Consider the following 22,653-nt stretch of genomic DNA (forward strand, 5'->3'; position numbering starts at 1 on the left):
AACATTCACATTCAACACGAAGGTGCCTGGCCACTTTTAAATAGGATGTACTCGCCACCTTCAACCTGACTGCGTTTCAAGGTTTAGACTTAGACACCCGAGTGTACAGGTTCTCTTGGCGATCTTAGCTTATCGCCAGTTCTTATGAGAACTGCCTTCCTGGCAGCACACAAAGAATTTCTAGAACTGACGGCGGTGGAGAATCACGGAGATCGCCTTACATTGCACTCGCGGCATCTACTTCGTCTGCGGTTTTGGCCTGCGAAGTACTGCGGAACATTTTCCCATATTACCACATGTACCACCGTAGATATTAGAGCAGTCATTCGTCGATTCCGTCGTGCACGTGTATTCAGTGCGCCCCCCTGTACCGACGTATTTGCAGCAACACTTGTTGACGCCGCAGCCATCATGAGCCCGAACGGGGATCGACACCAAGAGAAGAGATACGACGGAAAAGGAGGTGATCAATCTGTACATTGCAATCTTCCTTTCGCCAATGCGCTGCACCAAACATCAAGCGATTGAGACGCGTTGTTAAGCAGGAACAGACCGAGCTCTCATTGAGCGAAAAAGGAACTCATAGATTTCAGTCCATCCTTGTTGTCGCACTGTTCAGCCAAACTAGGGAATCTAGCAGGATTCGCATTTGGCGCCGGGGGCTGTCCAAAAATTACAGTCCTGAGGTTTGCCTTAGCACCCGAAACGTTTCGATATTCTGTTCCGTAATTAAACCGTGAAGCGAAATCTGAAAGATTCACCTGCTTGAGCGCGATGCTTTTCGCAATGATCTTGTTTCCTTGGATATCACTCTCAATGCTGTGTTCTTTGAGCCACTCCTTTAGCTTGCTTGTCGAAAGAGACCCTGAGGCTCCAGCAGAAATAATGTCCAAGAAGCTCGCGTTAGCAGAGGAACTCGTGTTGAGCGTCCACTCATCTTTTCCCTGATCTTTGGTCCAAACCTTGTTCAATTCTTTGGTGATGGTGTCAGGCTTCAAGTCATCAGCGTTATAGGTACTCTTTCCTTGCTCGCTCTGAAAGAAGCGCTCATCCGCGGTAACATCACGAGCGGAACTTAACAGCCCTTGAATGAAAGACTGATCGAAACTTGCTGGATCCTCAACTGTAAAGGTTCCTCGCACACTGACGGCAGCCTCTTGAGCTAGCGTTCTCAAGTCATGACGAGATACCGTCCCGACCCCGCCAGAGCCGTTCAAATCTATCCAAAGTTTCGTATTCTTTAGCTTCTCAATATCTATAGCCGCGATGTTGAACTTTGTGCTCTTTACACTGAACGAAACCGTTGCGTCCAATTGCATGAATGGAAGGAATTTTAGAAACCGGTCCAAGACCTCTTCCTCCCCACTATTGTCCTTCTCCCACACATCAAATTTGAGAAATAGCTGCTTCGGCGCTGTAAGAAACGATTGAGTTTTTTCGGCAATCGCGACGTTGCGAGCCATCATGCCATCAGGTCGTTCGATATCACTACTGGATATCGTGATTTCGACAAGTGGAAGAATATCTACGTTGGAGCGACCTAGCCTGCAATCTTTCGGGGGCTTGACTGAGTTGGGGTATACAAACGTTATCGCATCAAGAGCGCGATCACGCGCGTCATTAGTTATCAAGTCAAGCGGCACCAAAACACGATTTCGGCGCTTTAGATGTTCATGCTTGCCGTGTTTAACAACTAACGGATCCATGAGAAATTTTTGATATTCAATTTCTCCGTTTGCCGTCTTTCTCGTACTGAGCAATGGCTCTATGACGAACTGCCACTTCTCGATTGCAGTCGCCGCTACCGATTGATTTCTGGTGTTTTCATAGACATGGATAATCTTGTTTCCCCACTCAAACCGCCCAACGTCAACAGAAAGTACGGTTATATCGCTCATACCCGCAGTTTGCCCGTGCGCCGTCACTGACGTCGCACAGCAAATGATTAGAGACATAAGCATCTTTTTCATGAACCGCCCCTGTCTAATGATAAATGCGAAATCTGATGATGCTCCTGGACATTCGAAACCACTCGGCAGATCTGTTCGTACGCTTCTCCCATCAATTGCTTTCGTGCCTTTTACGTCGAACAGTCCTACTGCTCACGGCAGTAGAATAGTGTATGTGGTGCCTCTGTGATCATTCTGTTGCGTCACATAGCAGAGCTCGCAGCAACAGGCCGCTAAAATAACGAGCCAAATCTTCCTCACCTTGTCTTTGCGCTCAGCAGTGGCGGCTCTGTGATGCCGCAGTACTTTCAGGAATCACAGAAGCTCGGCATAGATCGATTTTGCTTGCCCGCAGAGGGAGCCCCTGGCTGGAGTGAGCACGTTGCAAAGCCTTGGGTCGCTCGAACGCTTAGCTCCCGCTGAGACCGTTACTCCGAAAGCGGTCACGTGCTAGCGCGCAATCCGTCTACATGCATTTTGCCGAGGGATTGTTGCCAGGCATACTGCAGACGCAAGTTGGATTCTTTGGCGGCGTACACGTGATATTGAACTTCTTAGTAGTAGTTCCGCAGGTGCAAGAGATTTCTGTAATCCTTACGAGCGGGCTAAAAGCCTCAGGCTTGGAATACATCAACGCCGCCGATCTGACGGGCTCTGCCGCTCGCGACGAGGACAACGATGCGGCTAAAATCAAAATAAAGAATACGCCTTTCATAATTGGCCTATCCTCCACATCCACCGCTTAAACTTAAAGTAGAGCGTCGATTATGATCATTACGACACAACCAGTTGTCAATCCGAAAGCTACTTGCAACCGCGACAAGATGTCCCATATGCAAGACCTCCGTACACACCCCGTCCTGAGATTCCTGCGATCTGGTCTGCGTTGCTTGGTTTGTGTTCTAGTGGTGTAGCCTTTTGCCAAGTTCTTCGCGCCATCCGATGGTCCTACTCTAGATGCAACATGGCCGGTCAACGTCGGATGCAGAGATGCCGCAGATTTATTTAATCGGGCCTCACCAGCGTGAGGCCGCAGGCGACAGCCTCTTTCATGGCCTCGCTCACGCTTGGCCTAACCGCTCAGCCCGAAGTTCGATGGCGAGTCGCTCAAACGCCACGGACAACCAAAAACGCCATAGCCTAGGGCGATGGGAGCAAGCCGGACCAATTACAAGCGGCCTGGCAAGTCTAGAAGGCCCCCCGACCTCGTAACGTGCCAATCGCCTAGCCCTGGATCGCGCTGCATTACTGCTAGATTCGGTTTGTCACCTTGCTGGCGTAGAAAATCTGATCGGCGCAAAATCTAATCGGCTGCGAGACGCGATCCTAAATCAAGATACTCCGCAGCTATTCGAGCACCTATTGGAAGCATTTTCACTGCAGGGCATCAGCGATCATGCAGCACGCAGCTACATGGATCGTCATGGGAGTCATGCCTGGCAGGACCTACAGCGAGCGACCTCTCGGCCTGCGGACTGCTCGAAGCTGCGCAGCTAGTAGAGCTTTTACGGTTGCGGCTACTCGCAGCACGACGCCATCACCCTAGCGGCTACGACGAATGGCACTCCTTGGACGGAATGCGGCTTCAATTCGAGCTTCATCAAGGCGTTGGCCAGATTGAGGCAGGAAGGCAAAATCGGTGATGGCCTGACCTTCCATGGGTTGCGCCACACCGTCGGCAAATTGCTTGTCGAGGCCGGTTACGACATCGACACAGTTCGTCGTTGGCTCGGCCAAGGGACCTTCGCGATGGCAGCGTACTACACCGAGACCGCGGATATTTCGCAGCGGATGCGCGAGGTGGTCGCGAAGTTCGACCCACTCGGGAGCAAATCGCGTACATAGGTGTCTAACGTAAGCGTAGCTCTGAGGCCCATTTGATTGGCGCTTGACGTCTATTTTGAGCGCGTGGTGCGCCGGCGCGGCTTCCATATGTCGGACAACGCATTGACAGCGGCCTCAAGCGCCTTCCGGTCGACGACGTTGGGATCGAACTGCTCCGGGCCCCAGAGGCGCATATGTTCGTGCTCCGGATGGGTGGGGTCGCTGATGGCGTCGAGGTATTCAGCATAGCCTGGCGCACCGCCGACATCTTCCGGAGGACAACGGCCGGCGGCCTCGAGCAAGAACGGAAGTCCATCCGTTGTCGTGTTGTCGAACCACTTTTCAAGCTTGATCACGTGATCCCAGCTGTCGCCGAAGTCGTAGAGATAATGGATCGTCTTCGCGCCGGTCTCCTGAACGATATTAGAGAGCCGCGTCTTGCGGGCATCGATGGGCTGAGGGCCAAAATCTCCATCGGGATCAGGTATACCCCAACGTCCTTCGCCGGCCAGGAACTCGAAGAGATGGCTGTTCGTCCAGCCAAACGCCGCCTGAAGCGTCAGATGCAGCCGATCAAGGCGCAGGGTGACGGGTACGACAAGGCGACGCATCACCTCCGGCTTCACATCCTTGAGGGTCACCTTGATCCGGACCGCGGTCGTGTTCAGGCTCATGCCGCCAGCCTCGGATCGTGTGTATGCATCGTATAGGTCGACGCCCAGGGAAGCAGTTCGTCCAGTCGCGCCGCAGGCCAACCATTGACGAGCTTGGCGAGAACGTCAGCGAGCCAGTGCTCGGCACTGACGCCATTGAGCTTACAGGTCTCAATGAGCGAAGCCAGCAATGCCCAATTCTCGGCACCTTCGTCGCAACCGGCAAAAAGGGAGTTCTTGGCATTGAGCTTGATTGGCCGCATCGCTCGCTCGACCGCATTGGTGTCCATCTCGATGCGCCCGTCATCAAGGTAGAACGTTAGGCCGTCCCAATGACGCAGCGCGTAACGCAGGGCCTTCGCCGTGTCGCTCTTCTGCGCAAGGTGAGCAAGCTTGGCCTCAAACCACTGCTTCAAGGCTGTAGCCAGAGGCCGGGCATGCGCTTGTCGCCCCGCGCGGCGCTCGTCCGCAGATCGGCCGCGGAGTGCCTTCTCGACCGCGTAAAGCAGGGCGATGCGCTCAAGGGCCTCGCGGGCAACCGGAGCTGGCGCCGGCGCAGCCTCCCGCTCGATCTTCACAAACTGGCGCCGCAGATGCGACCAGCAGAAGGCGAGCGTCCCGGACAGGGCGTCCGCACGCGTCTCTCGGGTCATGGTCTTGTAAGCCTGATAGCCGTCGCAGTGGATGATGCCGCGATAGCCCTCGAGCAGCCTCAAGCCATGAACGGCCCCACGGCCCGGTGCATAGGCGTAAACCACGCCAGGTGGATCAGGTCCGGCCCAGGGCCTGTCATCGCGTGACAGCGCCCAGAAGTAGCCGGTTTTGGTCCTGCCGCGCCCTGGATCCAGCACCGGCGCCGGGGTCTCATCGACACAGAGCTTCGAAGAGGCGAGCAGAAGCTGGCGCAGACGATGCCACAAGGGCTTCAATTCCTGGGCGGCGTAGCCGACCCAAAAGGCGAGCGTGGAACGGTCGATGGCGATACCGTGGGTCGCCAGCATCTGCGCCTGACGATAGAGCGGCAAATGCCAATGATACTTGGCGTCAATTACATGCGCGACGAGACGCTCGGTGGGCAGTCCCCCCTTGATCAATCGCTCGGGCGCAGCGTGCTGGAGGACGACGCCATGACAGGCGCGGCAGGCAAGCTTGGGCCGGCGGGTGACGATCACCCTGTATTGCACCGGAACGACGTCGAGCCTCTGGCTCTCATCGTGACCAATCTCAACGAGATCGCCTTTGCAGCACGGGCAGCAGGTTGCAGCCGGCATCAGCGTTTCGACAATGCGTGGCAAATGCTCCGGAAGCTGACCACGGTTGGCTCTGCGCTTGGCAGTTCTCTTCTCGCGGGCTCTGGGATTGGCGCGATCCTCAGCTGCTTCGAGAGCCGCGACGGCCTCTTCGATGTCCTCCAGAACAAGCTGTAGCTGATCAGCGTCCAGCTTTTCCGACGATCGACCGAACTGCGCATCCTTCGCAAGCTTGAGCAACCGCTCGAGCCTGGCGCAGCGATCCAGCAGAGCCGCGGCAAAGACACGCAACTCGGCTGGATCGCTCGGCAGCTCATCAGGCAAATCACTCATTGGCCCAAGTCTGCCATGCTTCGCGCCCCGATGCAGCGAAGATTTTATGTCCTACGCAAGTGCTTTCGGCTGCGGGATTCGAGGCGCGTGCATCCGCGTCCAATCCATGCCGGCCAGAAGCGCGGACAGCTGGGCGGCATTCATCCGCATCACGCCGGCCACGATAGGAGGCCATTTGAAGCCGCTGCCATCGAGCCGCTTCCAATACATCACAAGGCCGCTGCCATCCCAGACGACAATCTTCACCCGATCGGCGCGCTTCGCACGGAACACCACCGCCACGCCCTTCATCGGGTCATGGCCCAGCGTCTCCTTCGCCAACAGCGCCAAGCCCTCCGCACCTTTTCTGAAGTCCACAGGTTGCGTCGCCACGTAAATCATGAGGCTCGCGGGCGGCGTCAGCATGAACGTGTCCGTCGAAGCGCCAAGAACACATCACTCAACACAGCAAGGCCAGGCGTCCCTCGCACCTCCACGCGTGCCCCCTGGAGTTCAACCGTCACAACGGCTGCTTCCGGCGACCCGGTGGGCTCTGCGGCCGCCGGTAGCGCCGATTCCGATACCACCGGCACGAACGACAGCGTGTCCGCCGAAGCCGGCAGCACCAACTGGCCCAAACGCGCCCGGCGCCGCCAGTCGTGCACCTGTTGGGGCCGGCACCCATGGCGACGCGCGACATCTGTGACAATCGCCCCCGGCTCAAGGCTTTCCGCGGCAATCTGTGCCTTCAAATCGTCCGGCCAGCGCTTTCGACCTGCGCCTGCGTACACTTCGATACGCGGTGACAACGGTCGTCTTATGTCGTCCGAATGGTCGTCCATTGTGAGCACCCTTGCAGAAGATGACTCTTCTAGCGGTCCTCTCAGGACTGAGTACAAAAATTCTCAAGGGCCTCAACGCCTCGCTTACTGTCTAACTCGCAGCCAGAAATGTCTAACTGGCTAGGAGACGTTCAGCTAAGTCATTGATTTTATGGTGCCCAGGGGCGGCTCCGCACTACGGAGATAACGCGTTGATAAGACCAATGTATTTTTGAATCCGACGGACGGACTACCAACGTCTCTACCAACAATTTTGCGAATGTTGGTAGTTGGGGATAATGAATGCCCGGCGGACGCACCAACAGACAACAACGGCGCCATTCCCGACGTGGGTAGGTGCGCTCTGATTTGTTCGTCTGTTTACGCTTATTTTGAACGTTGAGCTGCTGAATTTTCGAGGCGATTTTCTCGAAGCTCGGTGACCGACGACAAGACTGCATTCCGATGCCGATCAATGCGACGCCGATCATTACCGTATGCCACCATCCGCGCCGCCTCAGACCTGCGCCAGCAGTCACCTAAGGACAAAAGCCTACTCAGGCGACGCGTCGGACTCGGCAATGCGGTGGAGCAATGAACGCTCTTACGACGCACTCATTTTCAACTAGCGAGCTGCGCGCCGGACGAAAAGCCAACGATTGGTCACAACGAATTTGTCGCGTCCAGAAGTGCGAGAAGTGATCGCACTATCACCAAGCGCCGACGCCCGATCGTTGTCGTGATAATTTGGCCAGTTCCTATCAACTCGTAAACTTTTGTACGTCCCAAGCCAGTTACGACGCAAGCTTCGTCGACGGTGCAACTGAGCCGCTCAGCAAACGGGACGAATTTCGCATCGTGACCATTTGGAGGAGACAATCTATTTGCAGCCTCCTTTCGTGAATCGTTCTCCAATTGGCTGCCCGTCATCGTCTCTCCTTGTCGCGAATGCAGTTGCTTGATTAAAGCGTGCTGGAGACAGATCAGATGATATAAAGAGCAACAGCGAGAACACTTCAACAGCCTGAAAAATCGCGAAGAAGAGCTACGGCAATTTCAAGCCAGTTTTCCTGTATCCACGTCCAGGTCCGGCAAGTTTGGACGCATGTGGTGATGCAGTACAATAAAGCGTGAACCGTCGAAGAGCTTCAAAGCCGCGGCACGACTATCCTTGCACCGCCCGGGCGATTGCGTGACTTCGCGTCCAGCGCCGCTTGCCGCGTCTAGCCGCCTCCGCGGTGAGCGGCATATTCCTCGCCATCGATCGGCGCCAAATGGGCAGGTCAAAATTGAGATGGGGACGCGCGACGCCAACTTCGCCACCACTTCCCCCTCAAGCAAGAGGTCAACGAACACTTTGGCCGCACTCGACGCGCCGGAGGTCCACGGGAGGGGACCCTCCCGTCAGAACCGATCGAGGCGCGATCTGCCGACGAGCGGCGGACAAATTAGCGAAGGAATCCGAGTTCGCATTGTCGTTCGACAAAGCAACGGTTCGTTCGATCCTAATTCTTTGTTCTATCCCGTCCGTACCAATGTCCGAGCATGAGGATGAGCAATCCAGCGATCAGCATTGGGACACCGGCGACATAGAAAATGTGCTGCGCGCTGAGGTGATACGCGAGCAATGCCCCAATCAACAGCGGCCCACCGATGCCGCCTAATCTGCCTATCCCGAGAGCCCAGCCCACGCCGGTGGATCTGATCGAGGTCGGATAGTAAATCGCCGCCAACGCGATCACGCTCTTCTGTCCGCCGCTGACGCAAAAGCCCGCGCAAAATGCCGTCGCCACCATCCTCCAGCTCTGCTTGTCGATCGAATAGCCGAACAAGACAACAAACAGAACGCCGGCCAGATAAACCGTGGCAAGGGACCCATAGGGTCCGATACGATCCATCGCTGGTCCGATCGCGAATGCGGCGACGATGCCACCGACGGTGGTCATTGTGGTGGCGAGCGCGACTGTGTTGAGAGAATGGCCGACATTCGTCAGCATCGACGGCAGCCAGCTTTGCAGCGCGTAGAATTCGGCGAGATTGAGCATAAACACGGCCCATATCACCAGTGTTCCGACACCGCGACCAGACGAAAATAGACTTCCAACCGTGCTGCGCGGCTCAGCCACCTCAGTGACGAACTGCGCCGGCCCCTGCACCGGCAACGCGCGATCCACTCGACGCACTACACGCCAGACGGCTTCCGGCTTCGCGTTCGTGCGGATCAGGAAGTCCATCGACTCAGGTAAGAACATAAGCGTCAGGATTGCGAGGACCGTGGGCGCGGCTGCGCCGATCCACAGCATCGATCGCCAGCCATATTCAGGAATAGCCCAGGCTGCAACCGCGCCCGCAGCGACGAAGCCGAGCGAGAATCCGCAATAGATTGCCAACACGAACGTCGCGCGCAGGCGAGCGGGGCTGAACTCCGTCGTCAGGGCAATAGCGCTGGGTATCACGGCCCCAAGCGCGATGCCGGTGACGAAGCGCAACATTATCAATTCGGTGACATTCGTTGCGAAGATGGTGGCGAACGTCGGCAGCGCGAATGCAAACGTCGAAATAACCACTAACCTGCGATGGCCGAAGCGATCCGACAACGGCGAGACAAGTAGATAACCGACCATCAAGCCGCCCAACGCCGACGAAAAGATCGGCCCGAGAAGTTGCTTCGTGAGCCCGAATTCTTTTGCAATCGCCGGCGCCATGTAGCTGATGGCTTGCGTATCGAAGCCGTCGAGGAACATGACAAGGCCACACAAGGCGACGATCACGTATTGTGTGATACCGGTGCGACGCGAGTTAATGAATGATGGGACGTCGAAAGCAACCTCGGCACTCCTCATTTCCTCACCTATGCTGGCCAAATGATTTTGGTCCGATAAGTTCTTGTTGTTGGTCGGTTGATCCGATCATACGGCGCCGCAGGTCTTATGGAGTGCGGGCAACTGTCAGTCGACCGTTTGCAGGAGCCGCGCCGGCGGCGTGTCCGACGAGCCGCTGGGGATGAACGCGTCCGCGTAGAAGTGATCCCTCGGCAATCCGCCAAGCGTCTCGAATTCGCTACGCGCGGCATCGATCATCATGGGATTGCCGCAGGCATAGACACGTCGGTCCGACAGATCCGCAAGATCATCAAGCACCGCAGCATGCAGCAGACCGCGACGCCCAGACCAATCGGCGTCAGGTTGAGATAGCACCGGAACGAAGGTGAACCACGGATATCGCTTGGCCCACTTCTCGCACGTGTCCGCGAGATAAAGATCAGCCTTGCTCCGTCCTCCCCAATAGAAGCGTACTTCACGATTGAGCCCACGACGGATCATGTCATCGAGGATCGATTTCAGAGGCGCGAAGCCAGTGCCGGTCGCGATGAACACATAGCGCGCCTGCTCATCTTCCCGCAGATAAAACTCGCCGAACGGCACCTCGACCTCGAGCTTGTCGTCGAGCCGCAACGAAGCGAGAACTTTTTCGGAAAACTCGCCACCGGGCACGTGCCGAATGTGCAACTGCACGCCATCGCTCTGCTGCGGAGGGTTGGCCATCGAGAAGCTCCGCTCGTCGCCGTCCGGCGTGCGGATGCGGAGATACTGCCCCGCCTTGAATTTGGCGCGAATGCTGGCCGGAAAGCGCAACTGCAGGATGGCCACGTCATCCGTCGGGCGCGACATGCGAAAGACCCTCGCCTGAATATTCTTCCGCGCCAACGGATCGTGGCGTTGGATTCGTCGCGGCCGAATAGTTAGATCGCTCTTAGCGGTCGCTGAGCAGAACAACACCTTGCCGGAGGGACCCACAATCTCTTTTGATCGCTGTTTGACGTTGCCCTTGCTTAGAAAGCCTTCACAGGACGCGCAAACGCCCTTCCTGCATGAGTACGGCATTGTGAAACCTGCGCGCTCCGCCGCGACGAGAATCGTTTCGCCGTCATTGCAGGGAAAGCTTATGTCGGCGTCTTCGACCGCGATTGTATACGTCATACGGTTTCCCTGAATTGATTGGCGCCTGCGACGAGCTGGATGCATCGCAGGACGGGCGTCGGATCGGCAATGCCTTTGCCCGCAATGTCGAAGGCGCTGCCATGGCCGACGCTTGAAAACATCAGACCGGCACCAATCGACATTGCAGCCGAATTCCGGCCCGCCATCAGCTTGATCGGGATGTGTCCCTGGTCGTGATACATTGCCACGAACGCATCGAAGCCTTGCCGACCGAGCATCAGGTCGGCGCCCACCGGCCCCTCGATATCGATGCCTTCCGCCTTCAGCTGTTCGACCAGTGGCTTGACGATACGATCATCATCATCGCCGAATAGACCGCCTTCGCCTGCGTGGGGATTGATGCCGAACACGCCAAGCCGTGGTTGGGCAATGCCCTGACGTTTCAATGCATCGATCGTTGTGCGAACGGCGCGTTCGATCAGTGTAGGCGTGATCCGCTCAAGTGCACCGGCAAGCCGCTCGTGCAATGTCACGTGGACGATGCGCAGCCCCGCGCCGACCAGCATGAGAAACACTTCATCCTCGGACACCTTCTTCAACCGCGCCAGCAGGCTCGGATAACCGGAAAACTTGATGCCGGCCGAGTTCACGTTGGTCTCGGAATGCGGACACGCCACGATACTGTGGGCGCGCCCTCGCGCCATGAGGTCGAGCGCCGCCTCGACATAGGCGACGGTCGCACGGCCGCCTTCTGCGCACCCTTGCCCCGGCTGGAAGGCTTTGGGCCCCAAAGCCGTAACGGGATGATAACGCAGGGCCGACTTGTCAAGGAATGACCCGTCTCGTGTCAGCGGCCAGCCCGCCGCGAATTTGTCCGTGTAGAAGCGGATTACGTGCTCATCGCCCACCAGAATCGGACGCGCTTCAGACTGCGCCTTCGCGCACAGCATCGCGGCCTTGACCGCGATTTCGGGGCCGATGCCATTAGGATCGCCGATTGTCAGCGCAACAGCTTTCGGAGTCATAACGGCAGCGCCAGTAATGTGTCGATCCGCGAACTGTCACACACCACCGTGCGCTCGTGCAGTCGCGCTGTATCACTCACGATCTCATAGACGTCAAAATAGCGGCCGGTGGCGTAGATCGACGTGTCACCGTCTTGCACGATGCGTGCCACCATGAATGGCGTCTCACTCCTCACCATTGCACCATCTTCCGACAGGATTGACGGCAGACCGAGGATGTGGCGATAGCTCTGCCGCTCGTAGATATTGGCTTCGCGCAGGGCGGAGACGCGGTCGGTCAGCATGCCACGTGAGTTAGCGAACACGATGCCGGCCTCGAGCCCGTCGCGATAGTTTGACGCGGTGGTGATTTTGTAGAGGCAGGGACCGTGAAACAGGCTCGGCCATTCCTCAAGACGATCATCGTCGATGCACCGCGCATAATCGGCCTGCGCTTTGGTGATGTATTGCAGAGAGTTACCACTCATGGCGCAGTCCTCAGATTCCCATGTTGGCGCGATACGCCTTCCAGAAGCCGCGCACCGACGCTTCGGTCACCCGGCTCTCGCTGCTCTTGGCGTCGGCGCCCCCCATCTCGAGTACCGCCTGATCCTCGCTTGCGCCGGCTATGCCGCGCTGCACAAAGCCGCCGACACAGCCGTCTTCCATTGAGATGTAACCGGCCGGACCAACCAGATTGCCCTGCTTGATGCGCGTCAGGCGCTGCTCAGGCGTGTCGTCGGCAAAGCCGAGATAAGTCCAGTTCAAGTCGGTCCTGTCGACCGCGCGCGGCACGATCTGACGCACCGCGATCGCGTTCTGGATCTGCTGCAACACGAATGTCGGGAACACCGACAAGATCTGCAGGGTGCAGCCGTCGTGATACTCGTCAAAACTTTCCAACAGGGTCGGATCAGCCAGCTTGTACTCGCTCTCGGACCGCAATTGCTGCTTGGCGTAGTCAACGTCCTTATCCGCCTCCCGATCGATTGCCGAATAGCTGACATGGTGTCCGCCACTTTCATCAACAATTATGCCGCCCTTCATCGACAGCCGGTTTAATTCGAAGGTCGTGAAGAAGAGATGCAAGATGCTGGCGTGGTAGGAGTCCTTGACGTTTTCCATGTAGAGCTTCCAGTTGTTCGGAAGCGCTTGAGTGAATCGCCCGAGCACCACCGGGGTACGGCCGCCGAGCACCCGCTCGATGCGGTTCATGATCTCCTCGCCGAGATAATCCTCAATCGATGGCACATCTTCGGAGAATGAACCGAATATCAGACCGTGAATGACCGCGATGCGCAGCTTGCGCGGTCCGTGCTGCTCCATCTTGAACGAGTCGGGCATGCCCCCTTTGCCCTTGATGCCGTCCTTGAAGGCAACGCCCGTCAGGTTGCCCTGCGGGTCGTAATTCCAAGCGTGATAGACGCAGCTGAAATCCTTGCGGTGCTTGCCGCGGCTCTCCAGACAGATCAACGCACCTCGATGGGCGCAGCGATTTTCGAACGCGTAGATTTCGTTGTCGGTGTCGCGGGTTACGATCACGGGCGTTTCGCCGATGAGCGTCGTGAGGAAATCGCCCGACTCCGCCAGTTCAACTTCTAGCGCGAGATAATGCCAATTCGGTCCCTGGAAGATCTTGCGCTGCTCCTCCGCATAAACCGATTGATCCTGAAACACCCAATACGGAACGCGGGTGAGCCCCTCCGGCCAGTTGACCGGATTTGCTCGTTCCGGCGGCAAAACGTTCTTGTTCATCGGCGTTTCCTAACGCTTGACTTAGCATTTCGTTTGTTCGAATATCGAACATATACTCATATTTCGAACACCTTGAGCCACTCTAAAACGGCTGTCAAGGTGAGCTCAGCTATGGCGATCGCGGAAACTAAAGAGAGACGTGAAGGGATGGCGGGGCTCGCGAAAGGCCTCGCGATCATCGAGGCATTCTCGGTTCACCCGGTGATGAGCGTCGCCGACGCCGCGCGCGCTTCAGGTGCCACACGCGCAGCGGCGCGCCGATGCCTGCTCACGCTGGTCGAATTGAATTATTTGGAGCTGTCGGGACGAGACTTCCGTCCCCTGCCTCGCTTGCGCAGGCTTGGCGGCATGATGTCGAAGCGCGATAAGCTCGTGCAAATCGCACAGCCACTGCTGGAGCGCGCCCGCGACGAAGTCGCGGAATCGGTTTCGCTGGCGGTGCTAGACGACAATCAATCGCTCTTCATTGCGCGCGCGCAAGCCGAGCACTACGTCCAGACCGGCGTTCGTGTCGGCGCCTATCTTCCGCTCTATTGCTCGGCGACAGGCCGCATCCTGCTCGGCCACCATACCGATGACGAAATCACGCGACGACTGAGCCAGCAGCAGATGAGCGCGCGCTCGCCGCGAACGCTAACAACCATCCCGGACGTTCTGTCTGCGATCCGGACTGCCGCGAAGAACGGTTATGCGATCAGCGACGAGGAGCTGGCGCCGGGCATCAGGTCGATGGCCGTCCCGGTGCTGGCCCCCAACGGTGACATCGTCGCCGCCGTCAGCGTGAGTGCGGCGACGGCCCGCGTCAAAGTCAGCGATTTGCGCAAACGTCTGTTACCGGTGCTGCTCAACTGCGCAAATCAGATTGCCCAGCCGTTGAACGAGCTGCGCTGACGGGTCAGTTCGCTTCCTATGCCCGAGGATTTTATCGCTCTGGCGCGGCGGAGAGCATCCGTCAGCCGTCGTGGATCATGCAACTATCGGCCATAGGACTTCGCGCTTCAATGCTCGGCGGTTCAAACATCCGCCTATGCTTCCGCGGTCAATCGTGGTTGGAGAACTTTCTTTCCAAAGCGCGTCGCAGGTTAACTTCACTTCAGTCTCTAACAAACACTCTCGGGAACCCTGAGGAAGCCGCGAACCAGATGATCCGCCGAAACGCGCCCAGGTCCCCAGGCATGATGCCGAGCGCCATCGCCGCCCATGTGACGTGGATCGGCCAACCATCGGGAACGCTGAACTCAACGATCAAGGCAGGAAAGTCGCGACCATATTCCGAATAGCAGCGGTGAGGTCGACGGTGTGGCGCGGAGGTGATAGCGCGCCATCGCGCAGAAGAATTTGACCCCGGTAATGCGTTGGACTGCCGGGATAGACAGCGGCCAACGCATTTGATGAGACTGACGGTGATGTTGTTGCGATAGACATTATAGCGCTTCACGGCCGCCTTGCGCCGGGGACCGCAGACCACTGCCGGGGGCGCGCGCTCTGGTTTGACAAGCGCCGATGCGAAGGCCGCGTATGACGACAGTTCCTGCTCAAGCCGCTGCATGGCGCACCTCTCTCTTGCAATGATCAAGGATCGCTTGCGAGGCCGCGGCTTCGGCCCTCAGGATCGGCCAGTCGGGAACATTGCTGTCCCATTCGATCAACGTGGGGACGCACCGCAACGTTCGATTACGATCTCATAAAGCTTCCATAGGGCATCGGCCACCGGTCCGTCGTGGCTGTCGAGCAGAAGCGTGTCGCCCTCATCGTCAGCTTGTTCAGTGTGGCCGGCTAGATGGCTCTCGCTCACGCGGGACAGTGGAAAATCTGAAAGATAGTCCAGTGCCGAAAAGCCTTGATTGGTTGCGGAGACAAACACGTTGTTGATGTCGAGCAGCAAACCGCATCCGGTACGCTCAGCAGCGGGACGAATGAATTCCGCTTCACCCATTGTCGATTCGTTCAACGCTAGATAGGTAGATGGGTTCTCCAGCAGAAGTGGACGCCAGATAGCATCCTGTACTTGGTCGATGCGGTCGCACACGCGACTAAGCGTCGCCTCGTCGGAAGGCAGCGGCAGCAGATCATTGTAATAGGTCGTCTGATGCGTCGACCATGCCAGATGCTCCGAGGCCAGCGCGGGCTCGTAGCGCTCGACCAATGCGCGGAAACGCGCGAGATGTGCCCTGGCGAGTGGTCCCGGACCTCCGATCGACATGCAGACCCCATGCAACAATAGGGCATGATCGCGGCGCAACGCCTCCAGCGCGCGATGCAGCGGCCCACCGGCTCCCATATAGTTCTCAGCGTGAACCTCGAAGAAGCCACGCTGCCGCCATTCGTCGAAAATCGCGGCGAAGTGCTCCTGCTGGAAGCTGCTGCCGGCAAGGCCGCGTACTCCGAGTGCAGGAAAGCGAGGGGATTCGATTGCAGACAACCCGGCCGACACGTCGCATCCACGCTCTCTCTCCGCTTTCCCGCCGTTTCGTTATCGTCCGTCCAACTATTAGACCGGCTTGAGCGAGCCCGACTTGCCGTTCGGAAGCTGGATATTGGCGCTGGTGCGACCCTTAACGAACTTCCATGCGTTGCCCTGGAAATCGACGGTCGAGGTGCCCTTGCAGGTGGTGCCTGGACCAGCGGCGCGATCGTTCTGCCCCTTCAGTGCAACGCCAAAGCACTTCTTCTTAAAGAAGAACCCTGCCTATGGGAGGTCAGATTGGCCCTACCGCTGTTTGAGTCCTGCCGGGCCCACCAAGAAGATCAGTATCTTACTGGGTCCTGATTGCCCGCAGTGCGACGACCGCACCAGAAACCGCACCAGAAACGTGCTCTTTTCGTTCACACGAAAGTTCGCAGCGGCGTTAGGCAAGCTCGCCTGCTGATGAGCGGACGCGGCAGTGCCACCCACGATCCTCGCCTTCGGCCGACGGAGAGGCACCGACAGAAGCAATCTCTCCCTTTTGCGGAGAAGTCGGCCTTCTTCGGCAAAGCGGAAGTCAGCCAAAGGTCCGGCGCGGGGGGCCTCGCGGATGGCATCGATTCAATAACCAATGGTCATTAGAAATCGAGTTTCGGGTTTCTACTTTCGTCTCGTCAACCAAAGAATTCGGAAGATTGGACGATTGTGAAATACACGACGAGATTATTTGCCGAATTTCTTGCGCTTACATTCGTTGGAGGAATTGGGCTTGCGGTCGATACCACGGGCATATCTCTTATCCTGTTTCCTGAGATTGCCGCTTTAGCGTATGATGTATTCACGCGCCCCCACGGAAAATGGGCAAGCCAACCAATCAGACTAATTGCTACCCCTACGATCACCGCGATCCTAGGCGTGATGATAACCCGACACTGGGAATACAGCGCCCTCGCTGTAACTGTTGTTGCCCTCCTGAGCCTATTTGCTATTAAACTGCTTCGGTCGAACATCGGAGCAGCGATCTCTGCGGGTGTGCTTCCAATGACCCTCGGCGTGATGAGTTGGGGGTATCCCGCCGCCATTCTGGCGGGACTCGCAGTACTCGCTATTGCGTTGACGCTCTGGAGGCGCCTTGATCCCCATCGTTACCTGTCTGAGGGGGGCAAAGAGGGCCAGATTATAGAGACCGCCGAAACGCCGCCGAGAAATCGGTTCTGGATCTTCGCACTGACGGCCTTCGTCTTCGCTCTGGGAGCGGTGGCTCAAGCAACGAGATTGCACTTCCTGTTATTCCCTCCGCTGATCGTCGTAGCCTATGAATTATTCGGTCACCCGGACCTTCCCGGCTGGATGTCGCGGCCGGTATTGTTTCCTCTCGTATGTTTCCTGACCGCGTCCGTCGGCTTACTCTTGAGCACGAGCTTTCACGCGGAATTTTTGGGCGTGACGGTTACCATGCTTTGCTCGATTGCTATTTTACGGATGTTCAAGGTCCATATGCCGCCAGCCCTCGCCGTCGGTTTGATACCGTTCGTCATCGTCCATCCCACCTTTTGGTATCCGATCTCGGTGTTCTTGGGCGCCGCCGCGCTCATCGCGTCCACCAGAGCGTACAGCTTTATTACTCATCCGTCGGCAGCATAGGCGACACTCGGCGCTCTGGAGAATGACCGGATGGGCCGGGTCGCGGCCTAGAGACGAGCCAACTGCGCCTTCGGCCCTGTCCGCTAGCACCGCCAAAGGAGCGTTCGACTCGCACAGCAATGTCCGCTATGGGCCCAGGCTGTGTGAGAACCTCTTTTGGGCAGGTCGGGAGTCCGGCATCGGCTCGATTTGGGCGGTCCGATGGCGGCGCGAGGCTTCTGAACCTGAAGGTCGCCGATCTGGCGCACAAATATCCCTTACGTCTGCATCGCCTCCAGCAGTGTTCGGCAACCCAAAATCGCTATGACACGTTTCATATTGTAGGCGAGTACATTCAGCGCCATCTCGGTCGCAACCTTGTTTCGTCTTTGCATCAGGAAGTGCGTCGCACCCATCCAGGCCTTTATGGTCCCGAACGGATGCTCGGCCGTTTGACGGCGTAAGGTCATCTTGTTGGGTTGGTCGAGCCGCCGCCGAACCTTCTCCAGCACGGCCTCGTGCTCCCAGCGCGTGATGCGCCGCTCGGGGCCGGTCGTGCTCTGAGCTTTGAGCGCGCAGCCTTGGCAAGCCGTCGTCCAATAACGGCGCAGCATCTTACCATCCTCTTGGCCGGCAAAGCGGTAGGTGAGCCGTTCTCCAGCAGGGCAGCGATAGACATCCTCGGCCGCAACATAGACGAAGTCCTGCTTGCCAAAACGGCCGGCGGCTTTCGCCCCTGAGGTCAGCGGTTTCGGCAATGTGACCGTGACGCCAGCCTGCTCACAGGCGCGAAGTTTTTCGCCGTCGTAGTAGCTACGATCCGCAACAACCTCGAGCGTCTCGACAGCCATCTCGGCACGAACCTGCCCGGCCATGTTAGAAAGTTGGTGACGGTGGCTGCCCACGTTGATCACATCGTGAGCCACAATGAGATGATGCTGCGTATCAACGGCAATCTGCACATTGTATCCTCGGCCACATAGTCATCGAGCGATGCCTGAAACAGTGTGCTCTGCCCGCGATCCAACCCTTCGAAAAAGCGCTTCATCAGAGGCCCCGCGAAATCGCCGGGAATCTTATCGCGCGAATCACTTCAAACAGAGCGTTTTCACACAGCCTGGGTCCACAAGCCGACCACGACGCCTCGGCTCGACCTTGGTCGGCTTTTCCTCCCGACAGCGGACATAGCGGCATTCTGAGCAAGCATCGGCTGAGGGCCAGAAGCAGAAATCAACGAATGTGCTTCTTTATTGTCGGCTGCTAGGTTGACGGACATGATGACTCAGCCACTCCCCCAGCCAGCCCGCGACCGCTAGGCTATTCCTGTCCTGCATTATCATGTGAGAGTTGCCGTGAAAGCCGACATCCGGAAGTGACACGAGCTCTGCAGTGACGCCTGCGGCCTTTGCGGACCTGACAAATTCTTGGCAGCCCTTGAAGCGGTTCGTCCACGCTTCCGACTTGTCGACGAAGTCTCCGAACAGTACGAGAACCGGAATATTCTTCAACGCACTCATATCATAGTCGGCCGCCGGACAAGCGCCAGGCTCCAGAGAGATGATCGCGGCAATTCCCTTGCTGCTGATCATTGCCGTCTGGAACGGATAAATGCCCGATTGCGAATGGCTGATCAGGACAGTATTCCCCACCTTTTGAGCAAGTTCGGAAAGTGCCGGCACCGTCGGCACCGGTGGCTTCATTGAATATCCCCAGTCGGGCACCATCTGTTTCCAGAATTCTCCCTGTGCTTCGAGCGGAAACTGCATCCCGGGGAATACTTTTGGATACTCCGGGCCAAAGCGGAAAATGGTCCAGGCAGATTCGTGTCCCGCCGAGATGAATGCAGGCAACGTGTCTGCCCCGGCTTTGCCGGCTTTCACTGCGTTGACAGCAGCCGGGTTCGCTGCCGATCGGCCGCGCCAAGCCTGATCGATCACGTACACGGTAAAATTCTGCCTCAGAAAATATTCATCCCATCCCATCCGGCCGTCTGGAGTGGTCTCCCAGCTCTTGCCCGACAGGCAGCAGCCATGAATAAGCGTGATCGAATAGCGCGCAGGACGGACGGGCGTTTGGTAACGCACATAGACCTGGTCCACGCTGATCGTGCCGCTCGAGGCGAAGTTGGGGATGGTCGACAAAGCATCGCTCTGCACATCGTGCCCGCCAACGAAGAAGCTTCCCTGCTTTGAGATGATCAATGGCCGATCTGCGTCGACTTGAGCAGCCCGCGCGCCGGAGGCTGCCGATCCAGCGGCAAGGATGATCGCCAACGTCGTTCGAATGCTCTTCGACATCATGTCGTACCTCCGCTCACTATTGAAAAAGCACATCTAGTTCGACGACCGATACTCGGCCCGATTCAGCAGCCAACCGGCGCTCGCTTTGAGGTCGGGCTCGATTCCAAGTCCAGGCTCATCCGGCAAAGGGAATAATCCGTCTTTGACTCGCGGAAACGGCTGGCTGAGAGCTTCACGCAGCGGGTTTTCCATGACGTCATGCTCCAGCATGCCAGGTCCGCCTACCGCCGCCAGCACTTGAGCCGCGGCCAGTAGTCCTACCCCGCTCCCAAGCCAATGGGGACAGTAGGACCGCCCCATCTTCACAGCCCGTCGGCCGACCGCGTACGCCCCGGTGACGCCGCCCCATTTGAGCATATCGGGTTGCACCACTCCGTGATGGCCTCTTTCGATCAAGCTCGCGAAGGCATCGTAGCCCATGACGTTCTCGCCACCCGCGAGCGGCACTGGCGACAGGAGCGCAAGCTCGGCCCATTCAGACGACGGCCGGTCCGCGGCGATGGGCTCCTCGATCCAACCCAGTCCGTATTCACCCAGCAGGGGCACTGATCGACGTGCTTCAGCCAAATCCCATCCCTGGTTCGCATCGACCATGAGCTGTTCACCGTCACGAAGATTGCGAGCAAGGCCCGACACAACCCTTTCATCGACCGCTGTGCCGAATGCCACCTTGACCTTGAAGGCGCGAAAGCCTGTCTCACGGCAGCGAGAGACGGTCTCCTGCGCTGTGTCGGGATTGAGGCCGCTCGCATAGGCTGCGATCGACTCCGCCGTTTGCCGGCCGCACAACATTGATCTCAGCGTTTTCTTCTCACGGCGCGCGACCAGATCCCACAACGCTAGATCCAGTCCACCGAGACACGCGGCAAATGGCCCGGGTTCAGCGCCCTGTAATGCCCAACGATGCGTACGAACGGACAGTACGTGCCATGCATCAGACGGATCGTGGTAACTTCCAGACAAAGCCGCCGGACAGATTATGGTTTCGAGCAGCCGCATCTTGTTGTCCGCACTAAATGGCGGGAAGTTGCACCAGATCTCCCCCCAGCCGTGAGCGCCGTCCTTGTCTTCGACGCGCAACAACAAGACGCTGCGGCGCGGAATGCTGCCGAACGACGTCTTAACCGGCTCCTTAACGTCGGCTCGGAAGAGAAATGCCTCAATGCGCGCGATTTTGATGCTCATCACGAATCCTTTTCAAAGCGGCGACGTTTGGACCACCACCACGTTCCAGACAGGGTTGATGGAGTTGTGGAGCCTCCGCCCTCCCGGGTCGCGATCGCAGCCTTTTCTGCGGAAGCTCCGCCTATGCTTTCTTCAGGGTCGGACCGGCCCGTGGTGCGCCCACGAAGCGCGCATTCACGACGATCGGCGTGATCGCCGCTCCGAGGATCGAAAGAGCAGCCAGAAAGTAAATGCCTGCCTCGAAGCTGTGCGATGATTCCTTGATCCAACCGATGACATACGGTCCAACGAAGCCACCCAGGTTTCCGATTGCGTTGATGAGCGCTATGCCGCCAGCTGCGGCCCGCCCTGTCAGGAAAGTTGACGGGAGCGGCCAGAACGGCGGCTTGGCTCCATAGATGCCGATCGCAGCAACCGCCATGAACGCGACCGCGATGAGCGATCCGTGGAGAAGACCGGCCGCGAGCAGGCCGACGGCCGTTACGGCAAGCGCGACAAACAGCGTCCATCGTCTTTCATTGTACTTGTCCGATACATAGCCGAACGCGATAATGCCAAGCGTACCAAAGATGTAAGGAATTGACGTGGTGATACCCGTCTGCATGTCGGTCAAGCCCAGACCCTTTAGGATTTGCGGCAGGAAGAACGCTAGTCCCAAATTTGCAGTCGTGTTGGCAAACCAGATGAAGGCGAGAGCCAGCAGCCGCCGGTCCGACAACGCCTGGATAGTCGTCAAACCGTGGGCCTCTGCAACTGCGCGATCGTCGTCAGCGATCGCTTTTTGCAGGGCGTTCCGCTCGTCCAGGGTCAACCATTTGGCGTCCCGAGGCTTGTCGGGCATGACGGCAAGGAAGAAGAAGCCGAAGATAACCGTTGGGATGCCTTCCAGAAGAAACAACCATTGCCATCCCTTCAGCCCGGCAAATCCATGAATGCCAAGGATCGCCGTTGAGATCGGACCGCCGACAGCCAGCGAAACAGGCACCGCGACGATGAAGGCTGCCACGATGCGTGCCCGATATGCCTGCGGAAACCAGTAGGTGAGATACAGGATCACGCCTGGGAAAAAGCCGGCCTCGGCGGCTCCGAGCAGAAACCGGATGACGATGAAGCTCGTCGGCCCCTGCACGAGCGCCATCGCCGCGGAAATCAGACCCCACGAAATCATGATCCGGGAGATCCATTTTCTGGCGCCAAATCGCGCAAGGGCGAGATTGCTGGGTATCTCAAAAACGAAGTAACTCAGGAAGAAGACGCCCGCCCCCAGGCCGAAGATGTAGGGCGAAATGCCGGCGTCGTCGTTCATCTTAAGGGCCGCGAAGCCTACATTGATCCGATCGATATATGCCAAGACGTACCCGACAAAGAGTATGGGCATGAGCCGCATCGACACTTTCTTGATGGTGCTCTCGGAAACTGCGGTCGACATACTCGCCCCCGTTTGGCCTGCTATTTGTTGGCGTCACGCTGCTCGGCAGTGTCCTGCTTCTTTCTCGACGGAGCGGCTCAGGCCGAGCAATCTGCATCGACCGCAGACCATGGCATGGTCCATCCGCAGCGCAGCGCGTTAGCGGTAACTTACAGCTACGGCGCGATGTCTCGGGTAATGGTTTTTTCCGATGCCGCTAT

General features: G+C 57.7%; 19 protein-coding genes and 3 pseudogenes. 4 read left to right on the forward strand and 18 right to left on the reverse strand.

What is annotated here, in order from left to right; all coding sequences use genetic code 11:
• Nucleotides 1-560: 560 nt before the first annotated feature.
• Nucleotides 561-1,970, reverse strand: a complete 1,410-nt coding sequence (locus tag ACVMDN_RS33500; RefSeq protein ID WP_310885539.1) for a hypothetical protein — start codon at nt 1,968-1,970, stop codon at nt 561-563.
• 449 nt (nt 1,971-2,419) lie between these two features.
• Between ACVMDN_RS33500 and ACVMDN_RS33505 the strand changes: the two genes are divergently transcribed.
• Both ACVMDN_RS33505 and ACVMDN_RS33510 read left to right on the forward strand, forming a co-directional pair.
• On the forward strand, nt 2,420-2,695 hold the full coding sequence (locus ACVMDN_RS33505; RefSeq protein WP_141342788.1) for a hypothetical protein: 276 nt from the start codon (nt 2,420-2,422) through the stop codon (nt 2,693-2,695).
• Between the two features lie 853 nt (nt 2,696-3,548).
• Nucleotides 3,549-3,794, forward strand: coding sequence for a tyrosine-type recombinase/integrase (locus ACVMDN_RS33510; RefSeq protein WP_283812346.1), 246 nt, complete (start codon nt 3,549-3,551; stop codon nt 3,792-3,794).
• 50 nt (nt 3,795-3,844) lie between these two features.
• Here the strand turns inward: ACVMDN_RS33510 and ACVMDN_RS33515 are convergent, their stop codons facing one another.
• The 10 genes from ACVMDN_RS33515 to ACVMDN_RS33560 all read right to left on the reverse strand — a co-directional run bounded on the left by ACVMDN_RS33515 (nt 3,845) and on the right by ACVMDN_RS33560 (nt 13,509).
• Nucleotides 3,845-4,447: a plasmid pRiA4b ORF-3 family protein gene (locus ACVMDN_RS33515; protein WP_456814901.1), complete on the reverse strand. Its 603-nt coding sequence runs from the start codon at nt 4,445-4,447 to the stop codon at nt 3,845-3,847.
• Nucleotides 4,444-6,009, reverse strand: coding sequence for an IS66 family transposase (gene tnpC / locus ACVMDN_RS33520; RefSeq protein ID WP_253639843.1), 1,566 nt, complete (start codon nt 6,007-6,009; stop codon nt 4,444-4,446). The genes ACVMDN_RS33515 and tnpC overlap by 4 nt, the downstream gene beginning before the upstream one ends.
• Nucleotides 6,010-6,060: 51 nt before the next feature.
• Nucleotides 6,061-6,414 carry an IS66 family insertion sequence element accessory protein TnpB gene (gene tnpB / locus ACVMDN_RS33525; protein WP_011931031.1) on the reverse strand — a complete coding sequence of 118 codons (354 nt, stop codon included), beginning with the start codon at nt 6,412-6,414 and terminating at the stop codon, nt 6,061-6,063.
• The gene (gene tnpA / locus ACVMDN_RS33530) at nt 6,408-6,830 is read right to left on the reverse strand and encodes an IS66-like element accessory protein TnpA (protein WP_247280258.1); all 423 of its coding nucleotides are present in this window, start codon (nt 6,828-6,830) and stop codon (nt 6,408-6,410) included. Before tnpA ends, tnpB begins: the two co-directional genes overlap by 7 nt.
• Before the next feature lie 642 nt (nt 6,831-7,472).
• Nucleotides 7,473-7,739, reverse strand: a complete 267-nt coding sequence (locus ACVMDN_RS33535) for a helix-turn-helix domain-containing protein (RefSeq protein WP_076827263.1) — start codon at nt 7,737-7,739, stop codon at nt 7,473-7,475.
• Between the two features lie 575 nt (nt 7,740-8,314).
• Nucleotides 8,315-9,652, reverse strand: coding sequence for an MFS transporter (locus ACVMDN_RS33540; RefSeq protein WP_076827261.1), 1,338 nt, complete (start codon nt 9,650-9,652; stop codon nt 8,315-8,317).
• Nucleotides 9,653-9,757: 105 nt separating this feature from the next.
• Nucleotides 9,758-10,789 carry a 2Fe-2S iron-sulfur cluster-binding protein gene (locus ACVMDN_RS33545; RefSeq protein WP_076827259.1) on the reverse strand — a complete coding sequence of 344 codons (1,032 nt, stop codon included), beginning with the start codon at nt 10,787-10,789 and terminating at the stop codon, nt 9,758-9,760.
• The gene (locus ACVMDN_RS33550; protein ID WP_076827257.1) at nt 10,786-11,775 is read right to left on the reverse strand and encodes a PdxA family dehydrogenase; all 990 of its coding nucleotides are present in this window, start codon (nt 11,773-11,775) and stop codon (nt 10,786-10,788) included. Before ACVMDN_RS33550 ends, ACVMDN_RS33545 begins: the two co-directional genes overlap by 4 nt.
• The gene (locus ACVMDN_RS33555; RefSeq protein ID WP_076827255.1) at nt 11,772-12,242 is read right to left on the reverse strand and encodes an aromatic-ring-hydroxylating dioxygenase subunit beta; all 471 of its coding nucleotides are present in this window, start codon (nt 12,240-12,242) and stop codon (nt 11,772-11,774) included. Before ACVMDN_RS33555 ends, ACVMDN_RS33550 begins: the two co-directional genes overlap by 4 nt.
• 10 nt (nt 12,243-12,252) lie before the next feature.
• Entirely contained in the window at nt 12,253-13,509 is a 1,257-nt protein-coding gene (locus tag ACVMDN_RS33560; protein WP_076827253.1) for an aromatic ring-hydroxylating dioxygenase subunit alpha, read from the reverse strand.
• A 111-nt stretch (nt 13,510-13,620) separates the two neighbouring features.
• Between ACVMDN_RS33560 and ACVMDN_RS33565 the strand changes: the two genes are divergently transcribed.
• Complete coding sequence (locus ACVMDN_RS33565) at nt 13,621-14,400, forward strand: IclR family transcriptional regulator domain-containing protein (protein ID WP_310885535.1); 780 nt, start codon at nt 13,621-13,623, stop codon at nt 14,398-14,400.
• Nucleotides 14,401-14,602: 202 nt separating this feature from the next.
• On the opposite strand, the gene ACVMDN_RS33570 is transcribed toward ACVMDN_RS33565, so the two are convergent.
• The 3 genes and pseudogenes from ACVMDN_RS33570 to bufA1 all read right to left on the reverse strand — a co-directional run.
• Complete coding sequence (locus ACVMDN_RS33570) at nt 14,603-15,058, reverse strand: hypothetical protein (protein WP_206601510.1); 456 nt, start codon at nt 15,056-15,058, stop codon at nt 14,603-14,605.
• Nucleotides 15,045-15,943: pseudogene (gene bufB, locus ACVMDN_RS33575) on the reverse strand (MNIO family bufferin maturase). The gene ACVMDN_RS33570 and the pseudogene bufB overlap by 14 nt, the downstream one beginning before the upstream one ends.
• Nucleotides 15,944-16,000: 57 nt before the next feature.
• Nucleotides 16,001-16,183, reverse strand: a pseudogene (gene bufA1 / locus ACVMDN_RS33580) (BufA1 family periplasmic bufferin-type metallophore); the annotation flags it as partial.
• A 438-nt stretch (nt 16,184-16,621) separates the two neighbouring features.
• On the opposite strand from bufA1, the gene ACVMDN_RS33585 reads away from it, so the two are divergent.
• Entirely contained in the window at nt 16,622-17,560 is a 939-nt protein-coding gene (locus ACVMDN_RS33585; protein WP_076827249.1) for an HPP family protein, read from the forward strand.
• A gap of 257 nt (nt 17,561-17,817) precedes the next feature.
• Here the strand turns inward: ACVMDN_RS33585 and ACVMDN_RS33590 are convergent.
• The 4 genes and pseudogenes from ACVMDN_RS33590 to ACVMDN_RS33605 all read right to left on the reverse strand — a co-directional run.
• A pseudogene (locus tag ACVMDN_RS33590) lies at nt 17,818-18,510 on the reverse strand (transposase); the annotation flags it as partial.
• A 276-nt stretch (nt 18,511-18,786) separates the two neighbouring features.
• Nucleotides 18,787-19,839, reverse strand: a complete 1,053-nt coding sequence (locus ACVMDN_RS33595) for an alpha/beta hydrolase family protein (protein WP_076827288.1) — start codon at nt 19,837-19,839, stop codon at nt 18,787-18,789.
• A 33-nt stretch (nt 19,840-19,872) separates the two neighbouring features.
• A complete protein-coding gene (locus ACVMDN_RS33600) occupies nt 19,873-21,024 on the reverse strand; it encodes a mandelate racemase/muconate lactonizing enzyme family protein (protein ID WP_076827247.1) in 1,152 nt (383 codons plus the stop codon).
• Nucleotides 21,025-21,145: 121 nt separating this feature from the next.
• Nucleotides 21,146-22,453 carry an MFS transporter gene (locus ACVMDN_RS33605; protein WP_076827245.1) on the reverse strand — a complete coding sequence of 436 codons (1,308 nt, stop codon included), beginning with the start codon at nt 22,451-22,453 and terminating at the stop codon, nt 21,146-21,148.
• Nucleotides 22,454-22,653 lie beyond the last annotated feature (200 nt).

This window comes from Bradyrhizobium sp. USDA 4510 (genome assembly GCF_054059095.1).